This window comes from Phaeodactylibacter luteus, from assembly GCF_007993045.1.
GTDB classification, from domain to species: Bacteria; Bacteroidota; Bacteroidia; order Chitinophagales; family Saprospiraceae; genus Phaeodactylibacter; species Phaeodactylibacter luteus.
In genome coordinates, this window is record NZ_VOOR01000003.1 from 84,382 (window position 1) to 101,993 (window position 17,612).

Genomic DNA, 17,612 nt, shown 5'->3' on the forward strand with positions numbered 1-17,612 from the left:
CCTCTTACTGTTTCACTACCTTGGATACACCCAACAGCTGCCCGCCTGCGGCCTGAACCTGCACAATATACAAGCCTGCAGGCAACGCTTGGACATCCATCTGCATAGCGCTCTGCCCTGCAGCCCAAGCAGCTTGATGTACGATCTGTCCATTCAAGTTCAAAAGCTGTACTTGGGCAGGCTGGCCAGGCGCCGGCTGGCCGGCCCAGCTCAGTGAGATATCGCCCAAAGAGGGGTTGGGGGCAACGACTAGCGACCGCTCCGCCAGCACCTGAGGCTCAGCCACAGCTGTTGCACGGTCTACACTGTAGCAAAGCTCCAGCTCCCAGTTGGAAATGGAGCCACTGACATTCCCACTTTTAAATAAGATCAACCGCCAGTTGCCGGCAGTAGAAGCGCCTTGGAAAACAGACAAAGGGTCTTCCGGGCGGTAACTATTGCCGCCCGTTGGCGGGCAGGGGATGTCTGCGCCTGCAGCGTCATCAAGGGAAAAGTCAAAAACAAAGCCGCTGCTACAGTTTTCGGTCAGGAGGTCTATGAATTCATTATTGGTGCCCCTGAACCGGAAATCTAGCCCGGATAACGGATTTGCGCCCCCGGTCAGGTTCAGAATGTTCACATCGCGCACCGGCCGGTCAATTTCTACCGAGATGACCGAAGTGATGATGCTGCCAGTATTGTCCAGGCTAATGGGCAGGTTTTCGGGCTGGAATATTTCACACCGGACTATTTCTGTGGCAAAGGCTCCCGTGCCGTAAGGCCCTGCTCCACAAGCAGAGCTCTGCCCACGCACCCGCCAAAACACCAGCGTGCTGTCTGGAAGAGCATTCTCTACATTGTAAATATTGCCTGTCAGCCCGGTTTCGGAAAGGACGATATCCGTAAACCCTGCATCCATTGCAATGTCCAAGTCGTACGATTCTGCTTCAGGCAGCATCTCCCAGGTCAGCTCAGGCGTCACTGCTACGTCTTCACTGCCAGTGAGCGGCCCCAGCAGCAGAGGGGCAGCGGGCGCACCGGCAAAATAGGCCAAGCTAAGGTCAACCGTATCGGCTACCTCCTCGCCCCCGGACAATATAACGGAGAAGGGGTAATTGCCGCTTTCCAGGCCTGTCGGCACAGCGATGCTCAGCTCAAGGCTTGCCGGCAGCGTGATTTCTGGCTCGAAAGAAGCTGTAAACGCCGCAGGCAGGCCTTCCACCGAAACTTGTACCGGCTGATCAAAGCCCAAAACCGGTACAGCCTGAAGGGTAAAGTCAGCTGTGGAGCCGGCACAAACCGTAGCCATTGCTGTTTGCGCTACTGCGGCAATGCCCGGTGCGGCAGGCGCCTCAATGGCAATATCCTGGCTATTGATGTTGAAGAATACATGGCCATGGCCTTTCACTTTCACTCTCGCCTGTGCCGTCTCCAAAGTATCAGGCACAACGATCAATGCGCTGCCAGTATTGGGTATGCTGTCTGCCAATTGAAAAGGGTAGGTAAAACCTCCATCTACGGAAAGGAAAACATCCACGGCCGGTGCGCCTACTGGCGCGACATCTGTTCCAGCAACCTGCCAGGTAATGGTTTGCAGGCTACCTCCGGTCCAGGTTTCAGCAGTCTGTTGGGAAGTAACGAGGAAAGGCCCACCTTGTTCTGTGACGTTGAACGTCCGATCATCGAATGCAATGCCAGTGCCAAAGCCGTGATTGTCACGGACCGTCAGCCGGAAACGCAAGCCACGGTTGTAATCGGGCAGATGCTCTCCTATGGTTGTTGTGCTGTTCACCAAGTCCTGCAAACGCGGGAAAACACGCGTGGAGTCAGCGGTTGGAAAAAAGCTCCGGAAGATAGGCGAATTGCCTTGTGGCTGGTTGGGCGGAGCGGAAGGGCCTACATCATACTGCTCCCAACAAAACGTCAGGGAGTCTCCCTCTAAGTCTGTGGCTGTGCCCGTCAGCTCGAAAGGAGTAAGCACCGGGAGGAAGAGCCCGTTCTCGCCCGCCTCGACTACTGGCGGCGTATTGCCAGTGGGCAGCTTTTCTGCACAGCCGTTGGCACCGCCAAAGACAGTATGGTCTATCATTTCTTCCTGGCTGACGGCATGAAAGTAGGCATCGCTATTGTTTTGAAGGTTGGGCGCACAGATGCCCGCATAGCCCATGATGGTACTGGCACTGCCGGGCTCCATTGCAGTTTCTTGCACCCGGTTGCAATTGTTGTTCTGCGTATGGTTGGCCCCAAACTGATGGCCTATCTCGTGGGCTACATAATCAATATCGAACGGGTCGGCCACAGGGTTGCTCTGAGATGTGAACCCGCGAGCTTTATTGTTGGGGTTGCAAAGGGAGCGCAGGAAAGCCACCCCGCCGCCGCCAGCCTGATGGAAAACATGGCCGATGTCATAATTGTCATTCCCGATGACCGCATCAAGGTTCGTCTGGTTTTGCCCCAGGTGATTGCCAGAACTCCCGGAGTAGGGGTCCGCCCCTGCATCCGTATACACAATGAGCTGGTTGCTGTCGATGAGCATCATCCGGGCAGAAATATCGGTTTCATACACGCCATTTACGCGGTTCATAGTCGTTACGATGGCAGCCATGGCATCTTCTACAGTCCCTCCATGATACTGCGTATACTCGCCCGTTGCGGCTACGGCCAGCCGGTAAACACGCAGCTCTTCGCCCACTACCGCAGCCTGGGTGCGCCCCCCTGCCCTGCCGAGCTGATGGTGGCCTTCTACTTCACAGACAAAAGCCTCTGCCGATGCATAGTCCGCTTTGAAATAAGCTTGATGCAGGCTGCTCTGCCGGTCATCGTGATAGAGTGGATCGATGAAATAGGTCTCCTCCCCCGCCATGACCATGGCATGGAAACCCTTGGGCGTCAAATCCATACGCAGGTACCGACGGGCATCTTTTGTTGAAAAGCCATTGAAGGTTTTTATTTGAGGGAATTGACGGGCCAGCCCCCGGGCCATAATGGGCGCCTGAAAAACCCGGAAGGCCTCCTCTCCGCCATCAGGAGTGGGCAGGTGCAGCAACAGCCCTCCACCATGCAGCCCATCGGGAGATTCCATAGGCGCCTGCTGCAGATAGGCTGCCAAGCCGGCTCGGTCCATCGAGATGGCCCGGGCTTTTTCCGGAACGATTTTCCGTTCAGGGCTTATCTCGGCGGGCAGATCTGCCTCCTGCCAGAGCGCCCGCTGCTGTGCCGCAGCTGTCAATATAGCAAAGGATGTGAGCAATACCGTGAGGATAGCTTTTACTTTCATACGAAGTCCAAAGTTTGATGATTTAGCTTTACAGCAAGTGCCGCCTGCCGGAAGAAGCTCCCCGCAGCGGTTTGATTTTTCAGCACGCCAAAGCTAAAGAAGGAAAAACGCTTTTTTGTTCGGCTTCCGGACATTTGTCGAGCCCCTAACAAAGCCTTTGCTGTTTTTTGTATTTTTTCAGCTCCTGCCTGACGCCCTGTTCTCGTTCCAGTTGTTACATTTGCCCCCCGCACGACCAAAATACAGACAGATGCCTGACCAGGATACCCACCTTAAGCTGATCGCAGCGCGCACCGGCCTCCCACAGCGGAAAGTCGCCAACACCCTTTCGCTACTGTCTGAAGGGGCCACTATCCCTTTTATCGCCCGCTATCGAAAAGAGGCGACCGGCTCTTTGGACGAAGTGCAAATTGCCGATGTCCAACGGGAGCACAAAAAACTGGAAGACCTCGCCAAGCGCAAAGAGAGCATCCTGGCCTCCATAGAAGAGCAGGGGAAGCTCACCGATGCCCTCCGCAAACGGATAGCGGATACCTTTGATGCAACAGCGCTGGAAGACATTTACCTTCCCTACAAGCGCAAGCGCAAAACCCGGGCCAGCGTAGCCCGCGAGAAAGGGCTGGAGCCCTTAGCAGAGCTACTGCTCAAACAGCCTCAGGAAAACGCAGAGCGGGCAGCCCAAAAGTTCATCTCCCAAGAAGTGCCCGATACGGCAGAAGCTTTGCAGGGCGCACGGGACATCATCGCAGAATGGGTCAATGAAGACGAACGGAGCCGCAACCTCGTCAGAGGGGCTTTCCGCCGGCAGGCGACCATCCGCTCCAAAGTGGCCCGGGGCAAAGAAGAAGAGGGCGCCAAGTACAGCGACTATTTTGAATTTGAGGAGCCCCTGAAAAAGTGCCCCTCCCACCGCCTGCTCGCTATACGCCGTGGGGAAGAAGAAGGTATCCTTAGAGTCTATGTCACGCCTGATGAAGAAGAAACGGTCTTCCGCCTTCAAAAACAGTGGGCAAATGGCAGCGGCAGCGCAGCCGGGCAGGTCCGGGAAGCTGTGGCCGATAGCTACAAACGGCTGCTGAGCCCCAGCATTGAAACAGAATTCCGCAACATCTCCAAAGACCAAGCCGATGAGGAGGCCATAGGCGTATTCGCCAACAACCTCCGGCAGCTGCTCCTTGGCGCGCCCCTTGGGCAAAAGCGGACAATAGCCATCGACCCCGGCTTCCGCACCGGCTGCAAGGTGGTTGTCTTGGACGAACAGGGCAACCTGCTGCACCACACTGCGGTCTTCCCCCATCCGCCCCAAAAGGACGAACGGCAGGCCAAACAAACCCTGGCACAACTAGCACAGCAGTTCGAAATAGAAGCCATAGCGGTGGGCAATGGCACTGCAGGGCGCGAAACCCTAAGCCTTTGCCGCAGCACTGATTTTGGGCGGAGCATCCCCATCTTTTCTGTCAATGAGGCCGGGGCATCCATCTACTCTGCCTCCGAAATCGCCCGGGAAGAGTTCCCTGCCCAAGATGTGACCGTAAGGGGGGCCGTATCCATAGGACGGCGGCTGATGGACCCCCTGGCAGAGCTGGTCAAAATCGACCCCAAAAGCATTGGCGTCGGACAGTACCAGCATGATGTGAACCAAGTAAGGCTTAGGGAAAGCCTGGACCAAGTCGTCGAAAGCTGTGTCAACTCGGTAGGCATCAATGTCAATACCGCCAGCAAACACCTACTGACCTACGTCTCTGGGCTTGGGCCTACCCTAGCCCAGAACATCGTCTCCTTCCGGGCAGAAGCCGGGCCTTTCCAAAGCCGGCAGCAGCTGCTCAAAGTCCCCAGGATGGGGGCCAAAGCCTTCGAGCAGGCAGCGGGCTTCCTGCGCATTAGAGAAAGCAAAAACCCGCTCGACAACACAGCCGTCCACCCGGAAAGCTACCCCATCGTAGCCCAAATGGCCAAAGACCTCAACTGTACCGTTGCTGACCTGATACAGCAGCCTGCGCTGCGCCAGAAAATTGACCTCAAACGCTATGTCACCGAACAGATTGGGCTGCCTACCCTTACTGATATCCTGAAAGAACTGGAAAAACCCGGGCTTGACCCAAGGGGCTCCGCCCAACAATTTGAGTTTGCCAATATCCAATCTATTGAAGACCTACAGCCGGGGATGGTCGTGCCGGGCATCATCAACAACGTCACCAACTTCGGTGCCTTTGTGGACATTGGGATCAAAGAGAGCGGGCTAGTCCACATTAGCCAACTGGCCAACCGGTTTGTGAAAAACCCAGCCGATGTGGTCAGCCTGAACCAAGAGGTACAAGTCCGTATCATGGAAGTCGACCTTAAACGCGGGCGGGTACAGCTCTCCATGAAGGGCCTGTAAACCGCCAATTGGCTCAAGCTTCTACGCTCACAGCCCTGTTCAAGTACTGAAGGAAGGGCTGTATGGCTACGACTGAACGGATGACCTCCTTGGTGAAACTTGTACCACAAACCGCTTCCCGGGAGAAGGTGCGGGTGACCGCAAAGCTTTTCTCCCGGAGCAGGTGGATGTGCGGATGGTCTGAAGCATAACCTTTGGGGGCGGTTTTTAGCGCCCCGGTGCTGTACAGCCCACCGAACACTTCAAGGAATTCCTTATCATCGATAATGCGCTGCAAGACTTCCCCATCGTAATCAATAGCTGCCCGGATACGCTTGAGGAGGTTGGATGGCGGTTTGTAAAACCCTCCTGCGATCATATTCTCGCCCAAGCCGATGTGCAGGTACATAGATGCTGCTGCATCCACGCTGCCCAGCCCTGCGGAAAAATGGTCCTTGTAAGTAGGGGCATCAGGCTTGAATACCAAGTTATTGTTGATCCGGCTTATGGATTCCCTGGCCGGTTTGGGCAAATAGCCTGGCACCCTAGCCGCTATTTCATCATTGAGCTGGCTGACATAGGCTATAAAATCTTCCCGCAAAGCTTTATACCTGGGCCGGTGCTCATCGAGCCAGGCTTTGTGGTTGTTGTCTCGCAAGTCTTCCAGAAACTGGTAAAGGGCTTTGAAATCCATAGCATTAAATTGGGTTGGTCAAAAAAAGCCCGCTGAGGCGCTATAAGGGATAGCGCCATGCAGAAAGCGTTCGCAAGGCTGTAGCCTCCTAGCTTGCCCGAAGGGCCTGACCCTCATAAAGGTACAAATCAAGCCAACTATTTTCCGGATGAAAACCGGTTTGCCATTTTTTTGGGCCCTCCCCCAGCCTGTCGGCTGAGGGCCGCTATGCTACGGGGCTCGCTCCTCGCTCGGCCCTATCGGGCTTCCCACCCCTTCGCAGCGCTAGTGGCGGATTTCTCAAAGGGTTGCCTATCAGCAGCAACCTTAGCCTGCTCGCGAAATGCCCTCGCAGAGCCGTGTGCAAAACACAAAGGAGGCCCCGCAGAGCCTCCCCGTCATATAACCATCAGATATAGCTATAAGCTGGCAGGACATGGCCTCCTGCCCAACTCACAGTTTGCTAAATATTTACTTTGCGCTGGCCAGCACCTTTGGCGCGGCCGCAAGAATCTCATCGCTAGCCTTGGCCTCAAACTTTTCGAAGTTTTTGTTGAAGCGAGCAGCAAGGTCTGCCGCTTTGGCATCATAAGCGCTGCCATCGGCCCAAGTCTGCCGCGGATCGAGCACCTCATCGGGCACGTTAGGGCAGCTCAGCGGCATCTGCAGCCCAAACACTTCGTGCTCCTTGTAAGCCACCTCTTCCAGTTCGCCCTTCAAGGCGGCAGAGATCATCGCACGGGTGAATTTCAATTTGATGCGGTTGCCCATCCCATAGGCTCCCCCGGTCCAACCCGTATTGACCAGCCATACGTTTACGTTGTGCTCCTGCATCTTTGCCCCGAGCATTTCTGCATACTCTGCCGGGTGCAAAGGCATAAAAGGGGCACCAAAGCAGGCCGAGAAAGTAGCCTGCGGCTCCGTAACACCTGCTTCTGTGCCTGCTACCTTGGCGGTATAGCCCGACATGAAGTGGTACATCGCCTGCCCCGGGGTGAGCCTGCTGATCGGGGGCAGCACGCCGAAAGCATCGCAGGTCAGGAAGAAAATATTCTGCGGGTGCCCGCCCGTAGAAGGCTGCAAGGCGTTCTCGATATGATAGATGGGGTAGGATACCCGTGTGTTCTCGGTGATTTCGCTATTTTCGAAGTCAGGCGTCCGTGTCCCAGGGAAACACTTGATGTTCTCGAGGATAGCGCGGTGCCGGATAGCGTGGTAAATTTCCGGCTCTTTCTCTTCAGTCAAGTCGATGGTCTTCGCATAGCAGCCGCCCTCAAAGTTGAAAACGCCTTTGTCCGACCAACCGTGCTCATCATCGCCGATCAGCCCGCGTTCGGGGTCCGCAGAGAGCGTCGTCTTGCCAGTGCCGCTCAAGCCGAAGAACACCGCTGTGTCCCCCTTCTCGCCCACATTGGCAGAGCAGTGCATAGACAGCACGCCCCTGTGCTTCGGCAGTACGTAGTTGAGGACGGAGAAAACCCCCTTCTTGATTTCACCAGTATACCCAGAGCCACCGATCAGGATCTGCTTTTCCGTGAAATTGATGACGGAAAAGTTGTGCTGACGGGTACCGTCTTTTTCGGGGTCTGCATGCAGGCCAGGTGCACAGAGGATAGTCCATTCAGGGTCAAAGGACAGCAGTTCAGCCTCTGTAGGCCGGAGGAACATATTGTAGGCGAACTGATTGCTCCAAGGGTATTCGCTCACCAGCCGGATATTGAACCGGTACTGATCGTCGGCGCAGGCGTAAGCATCTCTTACAAATACCTCCCGGCCGTCCAAGTACTGTACTATCTTATCGCGGAGCCGATAAAAGCTTTCCGCACTGATGGGCTGATTGATAGCCCCCCAATCGACAGTGCCCGCGGTCTCCTCATCCTTAACAATGAACCGGTCTTTGGGGGAACGGCCTGTAAACTCACCGGTTTCGATGGCCAATGCCCCTAAATCGGTGATAAACCCCTGCCCCAGCTGCAGCGCACGCTCGGTAAGCGCTTCAGGGCTCAGGTTCCAATGTGCGTTTTCGTGGTCCTTTAGCCCAAGTGTTTGCAAGGTTGCAGCAGGATTTTTGATGCCAAACTTTTCCATAAGAGGAAGGTTAGTTTTGTTGCTAGAAAAATGTGCAGCGCTGGCTTTTGATAATTGCCGGCTTTGCTTCATTTGAAGAACATGATGCAAATTAAGTTGTTTTTCTACGTTAGAGAAAATTTCTCTGGTGGATTTTTTTTCGTTTTTGTAAATTCGCACCATGTTAAAAGATATCGATACCGTCAAACTGATCTTCGGGCTCAAAGTCCACCAACTGCGCCAAGAGCAGGATCTTTCCTATCAGCAGCTGTCGGAAAAGACTGGCCTGGCCATCTCTTACCTCCACAATATCGAAAAGGGCAAAAAATACCCGAAAGCAGATAAAATATTGGCCCTGGCCAATGCGCTGGGCACCGATTACAACTACCTCGTCTCCCTTGATGCCGACAAGCGCCTAAAGCCGATTATCGACCTCATCCACTCTGATTTCCTAAAAGTATTCCCCCTTGAGCTCTTCGGGATCAACACCCCAAAGCTGATCGAGCTGCTGTCTGTAACCCCCGACAAGGTCAACGCCTTCATCAGCACTGTCATCAAAATTGTGCGCAACCACCACCTGCAGGGGGAAGACTTCTACAAGGCCGCCCTGCGGTCTTACCAAGACCTCAACGACAACTATTTCCCGGAGCTCGAGGCCGCAGTGAAGCAGTTCAAGCTGGAGCACCACCTTCCGCCTGCTGCCCTGCCGGGCACAGAGGTGCTGGAAGGCATACTGCAGCAGTCGTATCAGGTGCAAGCCGACCGCACCGTATTGGCAGAACAGCCCCACCTCGGTGAAATCCGTTCCTTCTTTGCGCCGGCTTCCCGCACCTTGTTCCTCAATCAGGGGCTTAGCAGCGCCCAAGAAAACTTCCTGCTCGCCAAGGAGCTGGGCTTTCAGTACCTGGGGCTGGCCGAGCGCCCACTGGAAACCCGCATGACAGAAGTAGATTCTTTCGAAAAGCTCCTCAACAATTTCAAGGCTTCCTATTTTTCGGTAGCCCTGCTGATGGACGAGGAAGCCATCATCGCAGATGTAGAAACAATGGCCCAATGGCGCACTTGGGACGGGGAAGCCTTCCTCGAGCTGTTCGCCAAATACAACGTCTCTTCCGAAATGCTCATCCAACGGCTGGCCAATATCCTGCCCCGGCATTTTGATATTCAAGACCTGTTCTTCCTCCGCTTTTTTGCCCGCCCAGACTTGCAGAAGTTCGAAATGACCAAAGAGATGCACCTTTCCCAATTGCACAACCCACACGCCAATCAGCTGGACGAGCACTACTGCCGGCGGTGGATCTCCATCAACCTGATCCGGAAGCTCAAGGCCATGCAAGATATCGACAATACCGAAGGGCCTATAGCCGATGCACAAATCTCCAGGTATTGGGGGACCCCAAACGCCTACCTCTGCATCACGATTGCTAAATCCGCTACCAGCAACCCCGACCACAACTCCAGCGTCACCATTGGGCTGCTCATCAATGACAAGCTCCGCCGGCTTTTCCGCTTCCTCAAAGACCCCAACCTCATTGCCAAAGATGTACATACCACCTGTGAGCGCTGCGGGATCTCGGACTGTGGCGCACGGGCGACCCCGCCCATCGCGTTGCAGCACAAAAAGCTAAAACAGAAAATCAAAGAGAGCCTTGCATACATGGAGCAATCCACTGCCCATTCTGCCTGATAAAGCCTTACGCCTATTCCGACGGCTGCATATTGCCCATTTTCACCAAATCAGGCCGTACTTTTGTACAAAACCAGCCCTATGTTCTTTATCTTTTCCAAGCTGCTCATCTTTCTACTCCGGCCCACCACCTGGATCGCCACCCTCTTGGTCTACAGCTGGTATTCTGGCATACCCAAAAGGAAAGGGCGGAGCTTGGCTGTTGCCCTGCTGCTGTTTTTCTTTTTTTCCAACGCCGCCCTGCTCAACGTTGTGGTAAAGGCTTGGGAGCCTGAGACCATCACTGCCGATCAGATAAAGCGCCCCTATCCTGTTGGCATCTTGCTGGGCGGCTTTTCCAACCTCAATATCACCCCAGCTCACGACCGCTACAACCTCAGCGAGACCGGCAACCGCCTGGTGAACACCCTTGAGCTCTACCACAAAGGCAAGATCAAAAAAATCCTGATTACCGGAGGGCAGGGCAGCCTGACACAAGAGCACCCCGCAGAAGCCCAAGCAGTGCGCCCCTTCCTTGAGACGATGGGCGTCAGGGCAGAAGACATCTTGCTCGAGCCCCGAAGCCGGAACACCCATGAAAACGCACTTTTCAGCAAACAGCTGATCGACTCTCTTTCCATCGAAGGCCCCTTCCTGCTGCTCACCTCCGCCTGGCACCTGCCCCGGGCAAGGCGCTGTTTTGAAAAAGCAGGCATGGAGGCCACGCCCTTTGGGGTAGACTATATGTCGGAAGGCGGCCGCATCTCACCCGAAAAACTGATCGTGCCCGATGCCGGCGCCTTGCACCGCTGGGAGCGGCTGCTCAAGGAATGGATAGGGCTGCTGGCCTACCGCCTGAAAGGCTATATCTAACGGGGCACCTCGATAAGCCTAAAGTCACCGTCATGGAAAGGGATATCGACCAGCCCACGGTAAGCTGGGAAACTATCGGCCGGCACCATGATGAACGCCCCGGGCACAAGGGTGTCGCAAAAAACTACAGTGCGCTCCCTTCTGCGGTCCAGCTCATAAATCACAGTATAGGAGACCCGCCCCCCTTCGTACAAGCACAAGGGCTCTTCCCCTACGATTTCGTATATGGCGGTGGCGATATCCGTATTGCGCTGCCCGGCGCTGTCCTGCGACCGCTGCGGGAGCACAGTGAACGCAAAAAGGAGCCTTGCCGCAATCAGCCCAAAGAATAGGGCCCAAAGGGAACGGCTACGGTCTTGATAAACCAAAAAAGCCAGGCCGCCAAATGCCAGCGCGCCAAGCAGGGAGATCAGCAGCCGTCCTTCCAAAAAATCGAAAGCAGGGACGGCATTCAGCCCAAGGCTGCCCAGGCAGAGGGCCACCATCAGCCCCAATACGATATGCCCGAAAACCCCTTCCCGCCAAGCCGGTGCCTCGCCCCGGTACTGCCAGCCCAAAACGCCAACGCTGTACAACAGCGGGTACAACATATAGATGTAGCGCTGCCGGGCACCGGGGGAAAACCAATAGACGAGGAAATTGGCAGCAAAAACGACAAGCCCAAACGCTACGAGCGGGTGTTGGCGGGCTTTCGCCCAAATATCGCGCCGGGTGGCAAACAAAAGCAACAGCAGGCTCCCCGGCAGCATATCCTTAAGGGTATCGAGCGGGAAAGTGGCCAGATGGCCAATCGTGCGCCCCAGCTCATTGCCAACGGCAGTCCGCCCTACCGATTCTGTAAGCCAGTCGGCCAGGTAATTGTCCAAGCTATTGTACTGATGGTAAGCGAGCAGATAGCCTCCAGCTATGGCCACAAAAGCGCCAATCCCTACCCCATGCTGCCAGGCCAAAAGCAGCTTCAGCCTTTTTTCATAAGCCAGCCAAGCGAGGACGGTCAGCCCTAAAAAGGGGATGGCGGGCAGCCCTTTCGTCAACAAGCCCACGGCAGCCAGGGCATAGCTCCAACCGAACATCTGCGTATAGCGCTTCTGCTGGTAAAAATGGAAAAAAGCCAGCATGCTGCCCAAGGTCACAAAACTGTAGAACAGGTCGATTTCCCCCAAGAGGGAAAAATAGAATAGTATAGCCCCGCTGCCAGCATAGAGGGCAGCCCAAACCCGGCCAAACTCTGGCCCTTCGTAGCGCTTGCCGATACTGTAAAGCAGCAGTAGCGTAGCCAGTAGGGAAAAGACCGTCGGCAAACGCAAAGCCCAGCGCCCATAGCCGCCGGTGGCCTTGGCCGACAACATGACCATCCAGTTGAAAACGGGGGGCTTTCGGTAGTAGAAAGCGCCCAACTGACGGGGCACCAGCCAGTTGCCAGCCTCTTCCATTTCCATAGCAATGAGGGCACGGCGAGGCTCTTCCAGGTATACCGGCTGCTCCCCCAGCTTCACGAACAGGCTGATGGCATAGAGCACTGCGGCAAGGTAGAAAATACGGGTGGGGAAAGCGGGCGGTCGGGCAGTATCCATGCTGTTAGTCGTAGCGTTGGCCAGGAAAAAGCACAAAGATGCACGATTTTGCTCAATTTCAACATACCCCTCGTCTGTAGGCCTCAACTTCGCCCACGGTCATAGCGTTTCCTTTTCCTGAAGCCCAAACCCCATCGGAAAAGTGTGATTAAGGTTACAGCCGGGCTTGAGCAATCTTTTTATTTTTGCCCGCGTGCAGCTGCTGAAGCGCTGCCCAAGCCCAAGTCTATTCAAAAGAATAAAATATAACTATCCAAATGGCAACAGATAAGGAAACCCTCAAATGCCTCATTATCGGCTCTGGCCCTGCAGGCTATACCGCAGCAGTATACGCCGCCCGGGCAAACATGGACCCCGTGCTTTACACTGGCCCCGAGCCGGGCGGGCAGCTCATGATCACCACTGATGTGGAAAATTATCCGGGCTACCCGGATGGCATCATGGGGCCTCAAATGATGGAAGACTTCCGCAAACAGGCCGAGCGCTTCGGGACGGATGTCCGCTACGAGAAAATCACCAAAGTAGACCTGTCCGGGCCTGTGCACAAAGCCTGGACCGAATCTGGGGAAGAAATCCTGGCACACTCCGTCATCATTTCTACCGGCGCAAGCGCGAAATGGCTCGGGCTGGAATCAGAAAAACGGCTGACCAACAAAGGCGTCTCTGCCTGCGCAGTTTGCGACGGCTTCTTCTTCCGTGGCAAGGAGGTTGCAGTCGTAGGTGGCGGAGATACTGCCGCCGAAGAAGCCCTCTACCTCTCGAAGCTCTGCCCTACTGTCCACCTGCTGGTACGGCGCGACGAAATGCGGGCCTCTAAAATCATGCAGGAACGGGTGCTCAAAACCGAAAACATCAAGGTGCACTGGCACACCGAAACGGAGGAGATACTAGGCGACGAGGAGGTCTCGGGCATGCGCGTGGTGAACAATCAGACACAGGAGCGTACCGAAATCCCCATCAGCGGGTTCTTCGTGGCCATCGGCCATAAGCCCAATACTGATATCTTCAAAGACTGGCTGGACATGGACGGCACCGGTTACCTCATCACCAAGCCCAAGTCTACCAAAACCAATATCGAAGGGGTCTTTGCGAGCGGTGATGCACAAGACAATGTCTACCGGCAGGCTGTTACTGCAGCTGGCACCGGCTGCATGGCAGCCTTAGATGCTGAGCGCTACCTGACTGAGGCCGGTATCATCTAGGGCCGAACGCTAATTTAGTGTACAAAACACACTAAGGCGTCGTAATTGCCCCGATCTGTGGCCCAAGCGCTTTTTACTGAACGGAAATAAATGGCTATATTGCCCACGCTGTGGTGATATAGCCATTTTAGTATCAAAACCGAACCTGAATATTTATGTCAACTGGAACTGCAACCCGATTCCGCCCCGGTGTGCTTCACGGCGATGAAGTAACGGAGCTGCTGAACTACGCTAATGAAAATAATTTTGCGCTGCCTGCTGTCAATGTAGTCGGCACCAACTCCATCAACGCTGTATTGGAGACTGCGCGGGAGGCCAACTCCCCGGTCATCATTCAGTTTTCCAACGGCGGGGCAAGCTTTGTTGCAGGCAAAGGCCTTTCAAATGAGCAGCAGCGCGCTGCTGTGCTAGGCGGCATTTCTGGAGCTATGCATGTGCACACGATGGCGCAAGCCTATGGCGTGACCGTCATCCTGCATACCGACCATTGTGCCAAAAACCTCTTGCCTTGGGTAGATGGGCTGATCGACGCGGGCGAAAAATTCTATGAGTCGCGGGGCTATCCGCTTTACAGCTCCCACATGCTCGACCTCTCCGAGGAGAGCTTGGAGGAGAATGTAGCAACCTGCGTGAAGTACCTCGAGCGCATGGACAAAATCGGCATGACCCTGGAAATAGAGCTCGGCGTGACCGGAGGGGAAGAAGATGGGGTGGACAACACCGACGTGGATAGTGCCCGCCTTTATACCCAGCCGGAAGAAGTAGCCTATGCCTACGAAGCCCTGAGCAAAGTAAGCAACCGCTTTACTATTGCCGCTGCCTTTGGCAACGTGCACGGGGTGTACAAGCCCGGCAATGTAGAGCTGAAGCCGATTATCCTGAAAAACTCCCAAGAGCATATTAAGGAGAAATACGGCACAGGCGACAACCCCATCAACTTTGTATTCCACGGCGGCTCCGGCTCTTCAAGGGAAGAGATCCGCGAGGCTATCGAATACGGTGCCATCAAAATGAACATAGACACCGACCTGCAATGGGCTTTCTGGGACGGCGTACGGCAGTACGGCCAAAAGCACCACGGATACCTTCAGGCACAGATCGGCAACCCGGACGGGGAGGACAAGCCTAACAAGAAATATTACGACCCGCGCAAGTGGCTGCGTGCGGCAGAAGAGAGCTTGCAGGCGCGCCTGCGGCAGGCTTTTGAAGACCTGAACTGCATTGGCAAAAACCAATAGGCTTGATGCGCCAAGCCCGTGCAGTGTGGGAATGAGCGGTTTCAAATCCCCAAAGGCTTGCTCAGGAATGAAGAGATGCTATGCTAACATAGCATCTCTTATGCTTTTCGGGCTTTAACTTGGCATTGGCCTAGCGCTGCGAAGGGGTGTAAGAGCTAGTTAGGGTTTTACACTTCGGGCTGCTCTTGCCGAATTTTGTCCTGCTCTTCGTTGTTCTTCGGTCACGTAGCTAAGGCTATGTTCCCTCAGAACGCCTCGATCAGGGCAAAATTTGGCTGCGTTCGCTCCAAAAGTAAAATCCTAACTAGCTCTAAGCCCGATAGGGCCGAGCGGACAGCGAGCCCCGCAGCATAGCGGCACCTGCCAACAGGCAGGGGCAGGCCCCATCCCGTCAGGCTAGGTAGGCTTCAAAAAAAACTGCCATCTGGCCCGCCCCCGAAGCATCAGATCTGAAAATAAGGAAGCTGCGGCTATCCTGGATACGGGCACTGCCTGCCGGCAGCTGCCCGTTTTTCATTGCCCCCCGAATACGACTGTCCCGAGCTCCGCCGCGAGCTGATTCCTCATCTCTTTCAACTTTTGGTCAATTTTAAGGCAGACCATGACCTCCACATCGTCCTTGTTGGCGGCGTGGGCCTTGAGCTCTTCCTGGTTCTGTAGGATCAACCGGTTGATCTTGCGCAGGCGGAAACGCTTCAGCCCCGATTCGCTATCCTTTCGGAAATTCTCATCCGGCATCTTTTGGGAATTGAGATAAATCTCCCATTTGTTGGCCCAGTTTTCACTGTACTCATAAGGCAGGGCGGAGAAATCGATAGCCAGCTGTTGCACCTCCGCGTCAGGATGGCGCAAAAAGAAAGCAGGCCCGACCTCCTGCCCGGCCAACATCGCATCCCGGGCCATCTCGAATATGCGCTGGTACAAGGGGTGGTCAAACTCTGCCAGGACATCCTCTACATTATCGATGAGGTAACGCGCCACCGTCAGCCCTTCATCCGGGTCGAAGACCTGATCGCCCCCTGTCATCAAGATGCGCGTAATGTCCCTTTCCTGAAAACCATCGCCGGAAGGCGCCTCTTTCCCCTTCATAGGGGGCAATTCGGGAGGCGGCAGGTCTTCTATGGGCACTTCGTTCAGCCCGGCCGGCTCTTCGGAAGGGAAAGGCGGCTCCTCCCCTCCTGCCTGCCGCCCCCTGCGGGCTTGCTGACGCGCTTCCCGCTCCTGTTCTTTAGCCTGCTGCTGCATCCGGCTGGTGACCGCTTTGTTCGCCTCGCCTACCAAGAGCTCCTCCGACACCTCCATCACCCTTGCGCATTCCCGCACGTAAAGGGCCCGCTTGATGGGGTCCGGGATCTTGGAAATGCTGGCGACGATCTCACGGATCAGCTTGGACTTGCGCACGGGGTCTCCTGCCGCTTCCTCCTGCAGCAGCCCAGCTTGGAACATAATAAAATCCTTGGCCTGCTGATCGATATACGTTCGGAAAGCTTCCGCCCCCAGCTGCTGCACGTAGGAGTCGGGGTCCTCCCCGTCTGGCAGTACTACAATCTTGACATTGAGCCCTTGCTCGAGCACCAGCCCCAGCCCACGCATAGCTGCTTTCAGCCCCGCCTTGTCCCCATCGTACAAGATTTTGACATTTTCTGTATACCGCTTGATGAGCCCGATCTGCCCGACAGTGAGGGAAGTGCCAGAAGAAGCAACAACGTTTTCCACCCCAGCCTGATGCAGGGAGACCACATCTGTATACCCTTCCACAAGGATGCATTCGTCTGCCTTGCGAATGGCTTTTTTGGCAAAAAAGGCACCGTACAGCACCTTGCTCTTATTGTAGATGTCGGTCTCCGGCGTATTGATGTACTTGGGCGCCTTAGGGTCTTGCGCCAGGATACGCCCACCAAAGCCAATAACTTTGCCCGAGAGGTTATGTATGGCGAACATCACCCGGTCCCGGAAGAAATCCCGCCCGTACTGTGAGGTCAGCCCCAGCTTTTTCAAAGACTCCGCTTCGTACCCTTTTTGGACAGCTGTGAGCGTGAATTTGTCCGTGCCCGCAGGGGCGTAGCCAAGGCCAAACTTCCGGATCACTTCTTCCCGAAACCCCCTGCGCTTGAAGTAGCTCAAGCCGACACTTTTGCCCCGGTCGGTCTCAAAAAGCTGCTCTTGGTAAAAATCGCGCGCAAACTGATTGATCAAGTAAAGGCTTTCCTGATACTGCTGTTCTTGGCGGGCTTCAGGAGAGATTTCCGTCTCTGCGATCTCGATGCCATACTTCTTAGCCAGGTAGCGCAAGGCATCGGGGTAGCTCATCTGCTCGTGCTCCATAATGAAACGGACGGAGTCCCCTCCCTGCCCACAGCCAAAGCACTTGTAAATGCCTTTTGCAGGAGAGACCGTGAAGGAGGGCGTTTTCTCATTATGAAAAGGGCACAGCCCGATCATATTAACCCCGCGCCGCTTTAAACTGACAAAGTCTTCAACCACCTCCTCTATCCGGGCGGTCTCCATGATATCGTCTATCGTCTTTTGCTTGATCATGCTCAAAAATAGCGGTTTTCAAGGGATAAAAGACAGGGCGCTTAGGACTCTTTTTGCCCTGCCTCACATTTTAACAACGCCTTAACCACAACACCCACCTTACCCAAAGCCCTGTAAATCAATATCATAAATTCAATTTTAACACTTGTGAAATATTATAACAAAG

10 protein-coding genes are annotated in these 17,612 nt (G+C 55.0%); 5 read left to right on the top strand and 5 right to left on the bottom strand.

Annotation, left to right across the window (positions count from 1 at the left end; all coding sequences use genetic code 11):
* Nucleotides 1-4 precede the first annotated feature (4 nt).
* Complete coding sequence (locus FRY97_RS02135; RefSeq protein WP_147165774.1) at nucleotides 5-3,256, bottom strand: reprolysin-like metallopeptidase; 3,252 nt, start codon at nucleotides 3,254-3,256, stop codon at nucleotides 5-7.
* Nucleotides 3,257-3,506: 250 nt separating this feature from the next.
* On the opposite strand from FRY97_RS02135, the gene FRY97_RS02140 reads away from it, so the two are divergent.
* The gene (locus tag FRY97_RS02140) at nucleotides 3,507-5,636 is read left to right on the top strand and encodes a Tex family protein (RefSeq protein ID WP_147165775.1); all 2,130 of its coding nucleotides are present in this window, start codon (nucleotides 3,507-3,509) and stop codon (nucleotides 5,634-5,636) included.
* 13 nt (nucleotides 5,637-5,649) lie between these two features.
* Here the strand turns inward: FRY97_RS02140 and FRY97_RS02145 are convergent, their stop codons facing one another.
* Both FRY97_RS02145 and pckA read right to left on the bottom strand, forming a co-directional pair.
* The gene (locus FRY97_RS02145) at nucleotides 5,650-6,309 is read right to left on the bottom strand and encodes a DUF2461 domain-containing protein (protein ID WP_147165776.1); all 660 of its coding nucleotides are present in this window, start codon (nucleotides 6,307-6,309) and stop codon (nucleotides 5,650-5,652) included.
* A 450-nt stretch (nucleotides 6,310-6,759) separates the two neighbouring features.
* Nucleotides 6,760-8,376, bottom strand: a complete 1,617-nt coding sequence (gene pckA / locus FRY97_RS02150; protein ID WP_147165777.1) for a phosphoenolpyruvate carboxykinase (ATP) — start codon at nucleotides 8,374-8,376, stop codon at nucleotides 6,760-6,762.
* A gap of 160 nt (nucleotides 8,377-8,536) precedes the next feature.
* On the opposite strand from pckA, the gene FRY97_RS02155 reads away from it, so the two are divergent.
* Both FRY97_RS02155 and FRY97_RS02160 read left to right on the top strand, forming a co-directional pair.
* The gene (locus tag FRY97_RS02155; protein ID WP_147165778.1) at nucleotides 8,537-10,042 is read left to right on the top strand and encodes an XRE family transcriptional regulator; all 1,506 of its coding nucleotides are present in this window, start codon (nucleotides 8,537-8,539) and stop codon (nucleotides 10,040-10,042) included.
* Nucleotides 10,043-10,123: 81 nt separating this feature from the next.
* The gene (locus FRY97_RS02160; protein ID WP_147165779.1) at nucleotides 10,124-10,894 is read left to right on the top strand and encodes a YdcF family protein; all 771 of its coding nucleotides are present in this window, start codon (nucleotides 10,124-10,126) and stop codon (nucleotides 10,892-10,894) included.
* Here FRY97_RS02160 and FRY97_RS02165 read toward each other — a convergent pair.
* Entirely contained in the window at nucleotides 10,891-12,504 is a 1,614-nt protein-coding gene (locus FRY97_RS02165; RefSeq protein WP_170254461.1) for an ArnT family glycosyltransferase, read from the bottom strand. The genes FRY97_RS02160 and FRY97_RS02165 overlap by 4 nt on opposite strands.
* A gap of 221 nt (nucleotides 12,505-12,725) precedes the next feature.
* Between FRY97_RS02165 and trxB the strand changes: the two genes are divergently transcribed.
* Nucleotides 12,726-13,670 carry a thioredoxin-disulfide reductase gene (trxB, locus tag FRY97_RS02170; protein ID WP_147165781.1) on the top strand — a complete coding sequence of 315 codons (945 nt, stop codon included), beginning with the start codon at nucleotides 12,726-12,728 and terminating at the stop codon, nucleotides 13,668-13,670.
* A gap of 155 nt (nucleotides 13,671-13,825) precedes the next feature.
* Nucleotides 13,826-14,908 (top strand): class II fructose-bisphosphate aldolase, encoded by a 1,083-nt coding sequence (gene fbaA / locus FRY97_RS02175; RefSeq protein ID WP_147165782.1) that lies wholly within the window; start codon nucleotides 13,826-13,828, stop codon nucleotides 14,906-14,908.
* 513 nt (nucleotides 14,909-15,421) lie between these two features.
* Here the strand turns inward: fbaA and dnaG are convergent.
* A complete protein-coding gene (dnaG, locus tag FRY97_RS02180; RefSeq protein ID WP_211356789.1) occupies nucleotides 15,422-17,446 on the bottom strand; it encodes a DNA primase in 2,025 nt (674 codons plus the stop codon).
* Nucleotides 17,447-17,612 lie beyond the last annotated feature (166 nt).